Genomic DNA, 12,831 nt, shown 5'->3' with positions numbered 1-12,831 from the left:
CCGCGCAGATCAGATGATCGCGGCGGGGCGAGGATCGCCCGATCCGCTCCGCGGGTCGCGTCCCGGACCGGCGGGGTCAGGCGGGGAAGGGGCGGGCGCGCAGGTGGACGGCCTGCAGCAGGCCGAGCGCGATCATGTTGGCGAACGTCGCCGACCCGCCGTAGGACACGAACGGCAGCGGCAGCCCGGTGATCGGCATGATGCCCAGCGTCATCCCGATGTTCTCGAACATCTGGAACGCCAGCCAGCACACCACCCCGGCCGCCACCAGCGCCCCGAACGGGTCGGCGGCCGAGCTGGCGATCCGCAGGCCCCGCCACAGCACCACGCCCAGCAGCACGATGACCAGGCAGCCGCCGACGAATCCCAGTTCCTCCCCGGCGACGGTGAAGATGAAGTCGGTCTGCTGCTCGGGCACGAAATGGCCGCCGGTCTGCTCCCCCTCGAACAGCCCCTTGCCGGTGACGCCGCCCGAGCCGACCGCGATCCGCGCCTGCATGGCGTTGTAGCCGGCGCCGCGCGGGTCGGCCTCCGGATTGGCGAACGCGGTGAACCGGGCGATCTGGTACGGCTTGAGCAGCCCGAGGAACCACACCGCCAGGCCCGCCAGCAACGCCCCGCCGGCCAGGCCCGCCAGCCACCGCTTGCGGACCCCGGACATCGCCAGCATCCCCATCACCACGGCCCCGAACACCAGCGTGGTGCCCAGGTCGGGCTGCGCCAGCACCAGCGCCGCCGGGGCGCCGGCCAGCGCCAGCGCCAGCACGATGTCGCGCGGGCCGGGACCGGCGTCGGTGTCGCGGGGCTCGCCGTCGCGCGGCTCGGCCAGCAGCATCGCCAGCAGCACCACCAGCCCGACCTTGGCGAACTCCGACGGCTGCACCTGGAACCCGCCGCCCACCACGATCCACGAGTGCGACCCGTTGATCGTCTCGCCCAGCGGGGACAGCACCGCGACCAGGCCCGCGCAGGCCAGCCCGTACACGATCGGGGCGTAGGCGCGCAGCAGCCGGTAGTCCAGCATCGACACCACCGCGCCGAGCCCGAACCCGATCGCCAGGTTCAGCAGGTGCCGTTTGAGGAAGCCCTGGGGGTCCTTGCCCTGCTCGGCCAGCTCCGCCCAGGTCGCCGAGCGGACCAGCAGCGCGCTCAGCACCGACAGCGCCACCACGGCCAGGATCAGGCTCCAGTCCAGCCGGCGCAGCGCGGCGGCGCGGTGCCGCCAGGTGTGCCGGCTGCCGTAGCCCTCCACCACGTCGGTGGCGCCGATCCCCGCGATCATGTCCCGGCCCTCCTCCGGCCGCCCGCCGGCGTCACGGCGCGGTCCCCGTCGGCACCGCGACGGTCCCGTCCGGGCGCACCCTGGGCAGCCTGTTCGGCAGGTCGCCGTTCACCAGCGCGGCCTTCTTGCCGTTCAGCCCGTACATCGCCTCGTAGATCTCGCGGACGGCCGGGGCCGCGTAGGTGCCGCCGGTGCCGGCCTGGGAGATCATCGCCACCACGACGAAGCGGGGGTTCCTGGCGGGGGCGAAGGAGGCGAACCACGCGGTGTCCTCCTTGCCGTAGACCTCGGCGGTGCCGGTCTTGCCCGCCACATGGACCTTCTTGAGGTCGAACCCGTTGAACGCGCCCGCCGCGGTGCCGTTGGTGGTCACGTCCGCCAGCGCCCTGCGCATGTAGGCCAGCACCTTGCCGTCGACCGGCAGCCGCTCCGGCTCGGGCGGCTCGATGTGCCGGACCACGGTGCCGTCCGGGCGGATCACCGCCAGCCCGACCCGCGGCACCACCAGCTTCCCGCCGTTGGCCACCGCCGCGTACGCCCGCGCCAGCTGCAGCGGGGTGACCAGCACGTCGCCCTGGCCGATGGAGAAGTTGGCGGCGTCACCGGGCCGCCACACGAAGCCCTCGGCGCAGTGCTCCTTGGCGATGGCCTTCAGGTACGCGGCCCGCGACGGGGCGGTGCGCTCCAGGTCCTTGTAGCCGTTCTTGGCGGCCTTGCAGGTGTCGTCCTTGGTGGCCTGCCAGTACTCGCGCTTCCAGGTGCGGTCGGGGATCCGGCCCTCGGCCTCGCTGGGCAGGTCCACCCCGGTCCTGGAGCCGAAGCCGAAGTTGCGGGCCATGGTCGCCATCGGGTCCTTGGGCTTCCTGGCCGGCTTGAGGCCCCCGTCGCGCAGCCACTGCTCGTAGGCGAACTTGTAGAAGATCGTGTCGCAGGAGACCACCAGCGCCCGGTGCAGGGTCATGCTGCCGTGCGCCTGGCCCTCGAAGTTGCGGAACTCCCGGTTGCCGACCCGGTACGAGCCCGGGCACGGGTAGGTGCCGTTCAGCGGGTAGCCGTCGGCGACCGCCGCGGCCACCGAGGAGATCTTGAACGTGGAGGCCGGCGGGAACTGCCCCTGGATGGCGCGGGAGATCAGCGGCTGCCCCTGCGACCTGCCCAGCAGCCCCTCGTACTCGGCCTGGGAGATCCCGCCGATCCAGATGCTGGGGTCGTAGCTGGGGTAGCTGGCCAGCGCCACCACCCGGCCGGTGCGGGCGTCCATCACCACCGCCGCGCCCGAGTCGGCCTTGGAGCCCGCCTTGCGGGCCTTGTCGACGGCGTTCTTGATCGCCTGCTCGGCGGCGGCCTGGATCCGCGCGTCCAGGCTGGTCACCAGGGACGAGCCGGGAACGGGCGCCTGCTCGCGGGCGGTGCCGGTGACCCGTCCCTGGCTGTCGACCAGCACCTCCCGCACGCCGGGCTGCCCGCGCAGGTCGGTGTCGTACTGGGCCTCCAGCCCGTCCCGGCCGATCAGGTCCACGCCGCTGTAGCCGGTGACCTTCAGCCCGCGCCGCTCGTCCATCTCCTCCTGGGTGATGGGCTGCAGGTAGCCGAGGGTCTGCGCGGCGACCGCACCCTCCGGCCGGGGGTACTCGCGGACCGCCTGGACCGCCGCGATCACCCCGGGGTACTCCTCGGCCCGTTCCATGATCTGCAGCGCCTGCTTGGGGTCGACCCGGTCGGCGACCGGGATCGGCTGGTACGGCGAGCCCGGCCAGCACGGCCGCTTCACCGTGGGCGAGCACAGCCGGATCCGCTTCTCCAGTTCGGCGCGGGTGGTGCCGAGGGTGGCCGCCAGCCGCCCCAGGACGGCCTTGCCGCCGTCGTCCTGCCGCGACAGCACCGTGCGGTCCACCGAGACCACCAGGGCGGCCCGGTTGCGGACCAGCGCCCGGCCGCTGCTGTCGAGGATCATGCCCCGGGTGGCCGGGACCACGATCTCGCGGATCCGGTTCTGCGCGGCCACGTCACGGTAGTGCTCGCCGTTGATGACCTGCAGGTTCCACAGCCGTCCCAGCAGCACCAGCAGCATCGCCAGCACCACGACGTGCAGCACGGTCAGCCGGAAGTGGGTCTTGGGGTTCATCGCTCACATCCGGGACGACAGCGTGCGGTAGCGGGCGACCGGCAGGTCGAACCGGTCACGGCCGCGGTCGCGTTCGAACCGCCGGGTCGCCCGCAGCACCGCCCACACCACGAACGGGCTGGCCAGCACGTCGTAGACGATCTGCAGCGGGACGATCCGGCGGACGATCTCCCAGGCCGAGCGCGGATCGCCGAGCATCATGCCCAGCCCGGCGTACAGCAGCGTCCCGGCCAGCGCCCCGGCCGCGACCGCCAGGAACGGCACCACCGCCGAGCGGGTCATCTCGTCGCTGACCAGCCCGCAGATGTAGCCGATCAGGCAGTACACCAGGGCGTAGCGGCCGATGGTGTGGTCGGCGGGCGGGATGATGTCGGCGGCCAGCCCGGCGCAGAACCCGGCCACCGCCCCGGTCAGCGGCCCGCCGGTCAGCGCCAGCGCCACCACCGTCAGCAGCACCAGGTCCGGGGTGACCGCGCCGGGCAGCGGCAGCCGGTTGGCCACCGACACCTGCAGGACCAGGGCCACCACGATCACGGCCGCCGCCGTCAGGTTGCGGCCGGGCGGCATATCGGTGGTCGTCAGCACGGTCAGTCCCCCGTGTCCGGTGTCTGGGTGGCTCTGGGCGAGGCGGAGGTGCTCGGGCTCGGGCTCGCGGTGGTCGACGGCGACGGCGACGGCGGGGGCGTCGACGGCCGCGCGGGCCTGGGCGGCAGCACGGCGTCGCGCGGGTCCGACTTGGGCGGCGCGACCACCACGCCCACCACGTCCAGGGTGCTGAAGTTGACGAACGGACGCACGTAGGCGGTGCGGGTGAGCGACCCGATGGACTGCTCGACGCGTTCCACGGTGCCGATCGGCACGCCCGGCACGTACGGGCGTTCGCCCTGCGAGCCGAGCGTCACCAGCCGCTGCCCGGCGCGCAGCGGGGCGTGCGCGTTCAGCAACTGGAGGCGCAGCGGGGTCAGCCCGCCCCCGCCGACGCCGCGGCGGCCCGCGCCCTGCACGATGCCGATCTCCCGGGAGTCCTCCAGCCGGGCGCCCACCGAGGACGCCGCGTCGGTGGCCAGCAGCACGGTGGCGGTGGCCGGGCCGACCCGGGTGACGCGGCCGACCAGCCCGTCGGCGGTCATCACGGTCATGTCCGGGCGCACCCCGCTGCCGCTGCCGACGTCGATGGTGACGGTGTCCTCCAGGCCCTGTCCCGCGGAGATCACCTGGGCCGGAACGATCTTGTAGCCGCCCAGCCCCGCCGACCCCAGCAGCCGCTGCAGCTGCGCGGCCCGCTCGGCGTCGATCCGCTGGGCGCGCAACTGCTCGCGCAGCCGCTGGTTCTCGCGTTCCAGCCGCTCGGCGCGGCGGCGCTCGCCGGGCGCGTCGGTGATCGCGTCGAACGCGTTGCCGACCGGGCGGACCACCGACGCCGACAGCCGTTCGATCGGACCGAACACGGCGTCGCCGGCGGCGCGCAGCACGCGCAGCGGCGAGCCCTCCCCACCGCGGTAGTCCACGGTGATCAGCACCAGCGCGGTGACCAGCAGCGCGCCGAGCACCACGCGGGTACGCCGGGTGTCTCTCACCCCGGGGCCCTCCCGTTCGTCTCCGGCCTCCGGGACCGCTCAGCCGCCCCGCAGGCCATCCGTTCTCGGTTGTCCGAACTGGGGGCGGCCGGTCAATGCCTGGGTTCGGGAACGAGGACCTCGCGCAACGCCTCGAAGTCCTCCACGCACTTGCCGGTGCCGAGCACCACCGAGTCGAGGGGGTTGTCGACCAGGTGGATCGGCATCCCGGTCTCCTCGCGCAGCCGCTCGTCGAGGTTCTTCAGCAGGGCCCCGCCGCCGGTCAGCGCGATCCCGCGGTCCATGATGTCGCCGCTCAGCTCCGGGGGGCACTTGTCGAGGGTGGTCTTGACCGCGTCGACGATCGCGTTGACCGGCTCCTCGATGGCCCGGCGGACCTCCTCGGCGGAGATCACCACGGTCTTGGGCAGCCCGCTGACCAGGTCGCGGCCGCGGATCTCGGCGTGCGGCTCGTCGTCCCCGCCGGGGTAGGCCGAGCCGATCGCCATCTTGATCTCCTCGGCGGTGCGCTCGCCGAGCATCAGCGAGTACTCCTTCTTGGAGAAGGCGATGATGGCCTGGTCCAGCTCGTCCCCGCCGACCCGCACGGACTGGCTGGTGACGATGCCGCCCAGGGAGATGATCGCCACCTCGGTGGTGCCGCCGCCGATGTCGACGACCATGTTGCCGGTCGGCTCGTACACCGGCAGGCCCGCGCCGATCGCGGCGGCCATCGGCTCCTCGATGATGTAGACCCGGCGGGCGCCGGCCTGGTACCCGGCCTCCTTGACGGCGCGCTGCTCCACCCCGGTGATCCCGCTGGGCACCGCCACCACGATGCGCGGCTTGGCGAAGTGCCGGCGCTTGTGCACCTTCTGGATGAAGTAGCGCAGCATGCGCTCGGTGACGTCGAAGTCGGCGATCACCCCGTCCTTGAGGGGGCGGACCGCCACGATGTTGCCGGGGGTGCGGCCGATCATCCGCTTGGCCTCGATCCCCACCGCGTGGATCTTGCCCGTGTTGGTGTTGATCGCCACCACCGAGGGCTCGTTGAGCACGATGCCGCGTCCGCGCACGTAGACGAGCGTGTTCGCCGTGCCCAGGTCGACCGCCATGTCCCGGCCGAGAAACGACAGCTTGTTACCCATGAAGAAAGGGAGCCCTCTCAGTAACTGGCGGACGTGCAGAGTGGCATACCCATCGTAACGCGCCCGTATGCCCGTCGAGGCAGCCGGCCGGGCTGCCCCGTCATGCCCGAATATTCGCCGATGACCCGCCCAATTTCACGCCGCGACACGCGGGAGCAGCCGAATTACCGAGGTCACGCCGCGGCCACGGAGCCGGGTCCGGACGCGGCGGCCCGCCCGTGCCGGCACGGGCGGGCCGCTCGCGGGCGCGGGCGCAGGTCAGCCGAGTTCGGGGAAGAACAGCTTGACCTCGCGGGCGGCGGACTCGGGCGAGTCGGAGCCGTGCACGATGTTCTCGCCGATCTCCAGGGCGAAGTCGCCGCGGATGGTGCCGGGGGCGGCCTTGACCGGGTCGGTGGCGCCGGCCAGGGCGCGGAACGCCTCGATGGCGCGCGGGCCCTCGACGACCATGGCGACCAGCGGGCCGCCGGTGATGAAGTCCACCAGCTCGCCGAAGAACGGGCGCTCGCGGTGCTCGGCGTAGTGGTCCTCGGCGACCTCGCGGGTGAGGGTGCGCAGCTCGAGCGCGACGATCTTCAGACCCTTGCGCTCGATGCGCGAGATGACCTCGCCGACCACACCGCGGCGGACGCCGTCGGGCTTGACCAGGACGAGAGTGCGCTCGGACACGGCAGGTATCTCCTCGTGGGTTCGCGTTCAGATGACGTTCAGACGATCCGCCGGCCCCCTGGAACGGGGGCGGCGCGCAAGCAAAGCGTTGCGCGCGAAGCCTACCCGGATCCCCGCCCGCCGGTGCCCGGGCGGGCTTCCGGGCGCGGACGGACGCCGGCGACCGGCGCCTCCGGCCGCGACGCTCCCGCCCGGGAGAGCCCGTCACGGCACCGGCCGGGGTGCCCCCGGCACGCCGTTCCCCCGACGCGGGAAATGCGACGGCCGCGGGACCGCCGAACGGCGGGGCGGAACGCGGCCCGCGGCGATTTACCGGGTTCGGGTAAATGGCGTGCGCGGGATCGTTCAGGACTTCGCCGGGCGCGTTTCGCAGGGCCCGGGAAAACCTAACGCGCGCCGGCTCCCTGGACCTTGCGGCCGAGCCAGAGGGCGGTGACCCACAAAGCGCCGAAAAGCACGCCGAGAAAGAACATCGTGGACACCATGAATCCGGCGGCGATCAGCGCGGCCTGCAGCACGCTGCCGGCCGCGACCGCCCACCGGCGGCGCACCAGCCCGGCCAGCAGCAGGCACGCCACCGCCAGCCCCCCGCACACCAGCCCGGCGGTCCGGCCGTCGACGCCCTGCACCGCCACCGCCACCGGGATCGCCAGCCCGATCACCACGGCCTCGCTGGTCAGCACCGCCGCCAGCAGCGAACTCGGCTTGGGCGGCGCGGGCCGTCCCTCGGCGCCGCTCATCGTCCCTCCTCCACGCGCAGCAGCGTACGGGCCTCGCCCACGGTCACCACCGAGCCGGTGATCAGCACCCCGGCGCCCTGGTACTCGCCGGTCTCCTCGGCCAGCGCCAGGGCCCGGTCGATGGCGTCGTCGAGGCGGTCGGCCACGTGCACCCGTTCCGCCCCGAACACGCCCGCGGCCAGCTCCGCCAGCTCCCTGGGCGGCATCGACCGCTGGGTGGAGTTGGCGGTGACCACCACCTCGGCCAGCACCGGCTCGAGCTGGTCCAGCATCCCGGGCACGTCCTTGTCGGCCGACACCGCCAGCACCCCGACCAGCCGGGTGAAGCCGAACTCCTCGGTGACGGCCGCGACGGTGGCGGCCATGCCCATCGGGTTGTGCGCGGCGTCCAGCAGCACGGTCGGCCCGGTCCGGACGATCTCCAGCCGGCCCGGGGAGGACGCCTTGGCGAACGCCGACCGCACCAGCGCCGGGTCGAGCTCGCCGGCGCCCTCGAAGTCCTCGCCGGCCGCGATCCGGGTGGCGGCGGCCAGGTCGCCGCCGGTCCGCGACGGCGCGCCGCCGGCGAACGCCTCCACCGCCGCCAGCGCGCAGGCCGCGTTGCCGGCCTGGTGCGCCCCGAACAGCGGCAGGAACAGGTCCTCGTAGACGGCGTGCAGGCCCTGCAGCCGCACCATCTGGCCGCCGACCGCCACGTCCCGGCCCAGCACCCCGAACTCGATGCCCTCGCGGGCGGCGGTGGCGCCGACCTCCACGACGCGGCGCAGCAGGATCTCGGCGGCCGGCAGCGGCTGCTGCGCCAGCACCGCGACCGCGCCCGGCTTGATGATCCCGGCCTTCTCGGTGGCGATGTCCTCGATGGTGGGGCCCAGGTGGACGGTGTGGTCCAGCCCGATGGGGGTGATGACCGCGACCGCCCCGTCGGCCACGTTGGTGGCGTCCCACACGCCGCCCATGCCGACCTCGACCACCGCCACGTCCACCGGGGCGTCGGCGAACGCCGCGTACGCCATGGCGGTGAGCGTCTCGAAGTACGACAGCCGCTGCTCGTGCTTGCCGTCCACCAGTTCCAGGTAGGGCAGCACGTCCCGGTAGGTGGCGGCGAACGCCTCCGCGGAGATCGGCTCGCCGTCGATGACGATGCGCTCCCGCATGGTGGTCAGGTGGGGGCTGGTGAACAGCCCGGTGCGCAGCCCGCGTTCCCGCAACAGGATCTCGATCAGCCGGGCGGTGCTGGACTTGCCGTTGGTCCCGGTCACGTGGATCACCGGGTAGGAGCGCTGCGGGGAGCCCAGCAGGTCCACCAGGTCGGCGATGCGGTCCAGGGTGGGATCGAACGTCCACTCCACGCCGCGCGCCATGATCGCGGCGACGGCGGCTTCGTACTCGGTGAGCTGCGGTTCCGACACGCTGAAAGCCTACTCACCGGCGCGGGGCCCGCGGTCCGGCCCGGCGGGCACGACGGGACGAGGGACGGCGCGCGGCCGCCCCTCGTCCGCGATGCCGGGCGTCAGGCCTTCGGCAGGGCCGCCAGCTGGGACTCCAGCCGGGCGATGTCGGCCTCGGCCTGGGCCAGCCGGGCGCGGTTCTTGGCCACCACGGCCTCGGGGGCCTTGGCCAGGAAGTCGGCGTTGCCCAGCTTGCGGCGGGTCTGCTCGACCTCCTTGCGGGCGGCGGCCAGGTCCTTCTCCAGGCGCTTGCGCTCGGCGGCGACGTCGATGGCCCCGGCGGTGTCGAGCTCGACGGTGACGCCCTCGACCGGCAGCGACGCGGTGGCCGAGAAGCCGTCGCCGGGGACGGTCAGCCGCAGCAGCGAGCGGATGCCCTCCTCGTGGGCGGCCAGCGGGGAGTCGCCGAAGCGCAGCGCGGCGGCGACCTTCTGGCCGGGCTTGAGGCCCTGGTCGGAGCGGAACCGGCGGACCTCGGTCACCAGCCGCTGCAGCGACTCCAGCTCCGCCTCGGCGTCCTTGTCGATCCGGGACTGCTCGGCGGCCGGCCAGGCCGCGGTCACCAGCGTCTCCGCGCCGGTCAGCGAGGTCCACAGCTCCTCGGTGACGAACGGGACCAGCGGGTGCAGCATCCGCAGCAGCTTGTCCAGGACCTCGCCGAGCACCCGGCGGGTGGCCTCGGCGCGCTCGTCGCCGAGCTGGACCTTGGACAGCTCCACGTACCAGTCGCAGACCTCGTCCCAGGCGAAGTGGTAGAGGGTCTCGCACGCCTTGGCGAACTCGAACGCCTCGAAGTGCTCGTCGACCTCGGCGATGACGTTCTGCAGCCGGGACAGGATCCACCGGTCGGCGGTGGTGAGCCCGTCCGGCAGGTCGCCGCGCACGTGGGCGCCGTTCATCAGGGCGAAGCGGGTGGCGTTCCACAGCTTGTTGCAGAAGTTGCGCGAGCCCTGCGCCCACTCCTCGGCCACCGGCACGTCCCCGCCCGGGTTGGCGCCGCGCAGCAGGGTGAAGCGGGTGGCGTCGGCGCCGTACCGCTCGATCCAGTCCAGCGGGTCGACGACGTTGCCGAACGACTTGGACATCTTCTTGCCGTGCTGGTCGCGCACCATGCCGTGCAGGGCGATGACCTTGAACGGCTCGACCCCGTCCATCGCGTACAGGCCGAACATCATCATCCGGGCGACCCAGAAGAACAGGATGTCGTACCCGGTGACCAGGACCGAGGTCGGGTAGAAGCGCTCCAGGTCGGGGGTGCGGTCGGGCCAGCCGAGCGTGGAGAACGGCCACAGCGCCGAGGAGAACCAGGTGTCCAGCACGTCGGTGTCCTGGGTCCACCCGGCGGGCGGCTCGTCGTCGGGCCCGGCGCAGAACACCTCGCCGTCCGGGCCGTACCAGACCGGGATCCGGTGGCCCCACCACAGCTGGCGGCTGATGCACCAGTCGTGCATGTTGTCGACCCACGCGAAGTAGCGCGCGGCCATCTCCGGCGGGTGGATCCGCACCCGCCCGTCGCGGACGGCGTCCCCGGCGGCCTTGGCCAGCGGCGCGACCTTGACGAACCACTGCAGCGACACCCGCGGCTCGACCACGGTCGAGCAGCGCTGGCAGTGCCCGACGGCGTGCTCGTAGGGGCGGACCTCCTTGACGATGCGGCCCTGCTCGCGCAGCGCGGCGACCACGGCGGGCCGGGCCTCGAAGCGGTCCAGCCCCTCGAACGGCCCGTGCGCGGTGATCACGCCGCGCTCGTCCATGATCGTGACGGCCGGCAGCGAGTGGCGGCGGCCGATCTCGAAGTCGTTGGGGTCGTGCGCCGGGGTGACCTTGACCGCGCCGGTGCCGAAGGACGGGTCGACGTGCTCGTCGGCGACGATCGGGATGCGGCGGCCGGTCAGCGGCAGCTCGACCTCCCTGCCGACCAGGTGGCGGTAGCGCTCGTCGCCGGGGTGCACGGCCACCGCGGTGTCGCCCAGCATCGTCTCGGCCCGGGTGGTGGCCACCACGATCTCGGTGTCGCCGTCGCCGTAGCGGATGGAGACCAGCTCGCCCTCGCGCTCGGCGTGCTCGACCTCGATGTCCGACAGGGCGGTCAGGCAGCGCGGGCACCAGTTGATGATGCGCTCGGCGCGGTAGATCAGGCCGTCGTCGAACAGCCGCTTGAAGATGGTGCGCACCGCGCGGGCCCGCTGCTCGTCCATGGTGAACGCCTCGCGGGACCAGTCCACGCTGTCGCCCAGCCGGCGCATCTGGCCCAGGATCCGGCCGCCGGACTCGGCCTTCCACTGCCAGACCCGCTCGACGAACGCCTCACGGCCCAGGTCGTGACGCGACAGCCCCTGCTTGGCCAGCTCCCGCTCGACCACGTTCTGGGTGGCGATGCCGGCGTGGTCCATGCCCGGCAGCCACAGCGTCTCGTGGCCCTGCATGCGCCGCCGCCGGATCAGCGCGTCCTGGATCGAGTGGTCCAGCGCGTGGCCCATGTGCAGCGATCCGGTCACGTTCGGCGGCGGGATCACGATGGAGAACGGCGGGCGCGAGGGGTCGCGGGCCGGGTCGGCGGCGAACAGGCCGGCCTGTACCCAGCGCTCGTACAGCCTGCCCTCGACCTCGGCGGGCCGGTACTGGGTGGGCAGATCCACGTCGGCGTCCTGGCGTTCCATGGGCTGTGTCACGGGCTCAGAGTTTACGGTCGCCGGAGGGGTGCGCGTCGCGCGGACCCCGAAGCACGGGGGGCTTCGGCCAGAAGAGATTCACTTCCCGGTCCGAACCCATGTACGCCCTCCATACGTCACAATGTTCGCCTAACAGCCTCTTTACTACGGATGGTCGAAAGATTCCGCCGGCCCCGAGCGAACGCGGCGGACGCTGAGGAGTACTGATGAGTGGTTGGAACCCCCCGCCGGGCCAGGGCGGCGGCCCCTACGGTCCTCAGGGGCCGGGCCAGCAGCCCGGCTACGGTCCCGCTCCGGGCGGCGGCCCCGTTCCTCCGTACGGGGGCCAGCCGCAGCCGCCGTACGGCGGAGCCCCGCAGCCGCCACCGTACGGAGGAGCGCCGCAGCCGCCGGGCTACGGCCCGCAGCCGGGTCCGGTCGGCCCGGGCACCCCGCCGCCGTTCCCGCCCCCGGCACCGCCCAAGCGCGGCTCCGGCGCGGGCGTGATCCTGCTGCTGGGCGGCGGCGGCCTGGTCGTGGTGCTGATCCTGGTGGCGGTGGTCATCGCGCTCGGCGGCGGCAGCGACCACACCATCTCCACGCCGCCCACCGCCGGCGGGCTGTCCCGCAACACGGCCGCCGAGAGCGAGCTGAACAGCCAGATCAGCCAGCAGCGCTCGATGCTGCAGCGATCGGCCGGCTACCGGCTGGACGACGTGAAGACCGCCGTGTACGGCGAGGGCCGCAACCGGTGGCTGTTCCTCGGCGGCACCGGCAACATCGAGGACCCCGACGACTTCGTGGAGGGCTTCCGCCGGTCGGCGACCTCGACCAACAGCGGCTCGATCCAGACCACCGTCAACGAGCTGAGCGACGCCGGCGGCGACGGCGTGGGCGTGTGCGCGGAGATCCGCAGCACGGTCGGCTCCACCTCGTACACCACCGCGCTGTGCTCGTGGGCCACCGACTCCTCGTTCGGCGCGGTGTACCCGGCGCCGGAGCAGGCCTCGTCGCTGACCGACGTCCCCACCTTCAGCGCCTCCGACGTGGCCGACATGATGCGGCGCATCCGCGCCGACGTGGAGGACTGACCCGCCGGGACGGCGATGTTCGAAGGGGGACGGCGGTGAACCGCCGTCCCCCTTCGCGCGTCCATGGTCATGGGATATCCCGGCCTCGAGGTGACACGGGTCCCGTGACCTAGGGACGCCT

General features: G+C 73.0%; 10 protein-coding genes. 1 reads left to right on the top strand and 9 read right to left on the bottom strand.

Features of this window, described 5'->3' with window-relative positions; all coding sequences use genetic code 11:
• Positions 1–76: 76 nt before the first annotated feature.
• The 9 genes from rodA to HNR21_RS15605 all read right to left on the bottom strand — a co-directional run bounded on the left by rodA (position 77) and on the right by HNR21_RS15605 (position 11,628).
• Positions 77–1,282, bottom strand: a complete 1,206-nt coding sequence (gene rodA, locus HNR21_RS15645; protein WP_119727759.1) for a rod shape-determining protein RodA — start codon at positions 1,280–1,282, stop codon at positions 77–79.
• Between the two features lie 31 nt (positions 1,283–1,313).
• The gene (gene mrdA, locus HNR21_RS15640; protein ID WP_182705795.1) at positions 1,314–3,407 is read right to left on the bottom strand and encodes a penicillin-binding protein 2; all 2,094 of its coding nucleotides are present in this window, start codon (positions 3,405–3,407) and stop codon (positions 1,314–1,316) included.
• Between the two features lie 3 nt (positions 3,408–3,410).
• Positions 3,411–3,992 carry a rod shape-determining protein MreD gene (gene mreD / locus HNR21_RS15635; RefSeq protein WP_233358996.1) on the bottom strand — a complete coding sequence of 194 codons (582 nt, stop codon included), beginning with the start codon at positions 3,990–3,992 and terminating at the stop codon, positions 3,411–3,413.
• A gap of 2 nt (positions 3,993–3,994) precedes the next feature.
• Entirely contained in the window at positions 3,995–4,984 is a 990-nt protein-coding gene (gene mreC, locus HNR21_RS15630; RefSeq protein WP_119727756.1) for a rod shape-determining protein MreC, read from the bottom strand.
• 92 nt (positions 4,985–5,076) lie between these two features.
• Positions 5,077–6,111 carry a rod shape-determining protein gene (locus HNR21_RS15625; RefSeq protein WP_182705794.1) on the bottom strand — a complete coding sequence of 345 codons (1,035 nt, stop codon included), beginning with the start codon at positions 6,109–6,111 and terminating at the stop codon, positions 5,077–5,079.
• 258 nt (positions 6,112–6,369) lie between these two features.
• Complete coding sequence (gene ndk, locus HNR21_RS15620) at positions 6,370–6,780, bottom strand: nucleoside-diphosphate kinase (RefSeq protein ID WP_119727755.1); 411 nt, start codon at positions 6,778–6,780, stop codon at positions 6,370–6,372.
• Positions 6,781–7,166: 386 nt separating this feature from the next.
• Complete coding sequence (locus HNR21_RS15615; RefSeq protein WP_182705793.1) at positions 7,167–7,520, bottom strand: DUF4233 domain-containing protein; 354 nt, start codon at positions 7,518–7,520, stop codon at positions 7,167–7,169.
• The gene (locus HNR21_RS15610; RefSeq protein ID WP_182708653.1) at positions 7,517–8,881 is read right to left on the bottom strand and encodes a bifunctional folylpolyglutamate synthase/dihydrofolate synthase; all 1,365 of its coding nucleotides are present in this window, start codon (positions 8,879–8,881) and stop codon (positions 7,517–7,519) included. The genes HNR21_RS15615 and HNR21_RS15610 overlap by 4 nt, the downstream gene beginning before the upstream one ends.
• A 149-nt stretch (positions 8,882–9,030) precedes the next feature.
• A complete protein-coding gene (locus HNR21_RS15605; RefSeq protein WP_182708652.1) occupies positions 9,031–11,628 on the bottom strand; it encodes a valine--tRNA ligase in 2,598 nt (865 codons plus the stop codon).
• A gap of 218 nt (positions 11,629–11,846) precedes the next feature.
• Between HNR21_RS15605 and HNR21_RS15600 the strand changes: the two genes are divergently transcribed.
• Positions 11,847–12,710, top strand: a complete 864-nt coding sequence (locus tag HNR21_RS15600; protein ID WP_119727752.1) for a hypothetical protein — start codon at positions 11,847–11,849, stop codon at positions 12,708–12,710.
• Positions 12,711–12,831 lie beyond the last annotated feature (121 nt).

This window comes from Thermomonospora cellulosilytica, assembly GCF_014138835.1.
Taxonomy (GTDB): Bacteria; Actinomycetota; Actinomycetes; order Streptosporangiales; family Streptosporangiaceae; genus Thermomonospora; species Thermomonospora amylolytica.
Note: the sequence above shows the minus strand (reverse complement) of the source record. Positions and strands in the feature narration are given on the sequence as shown.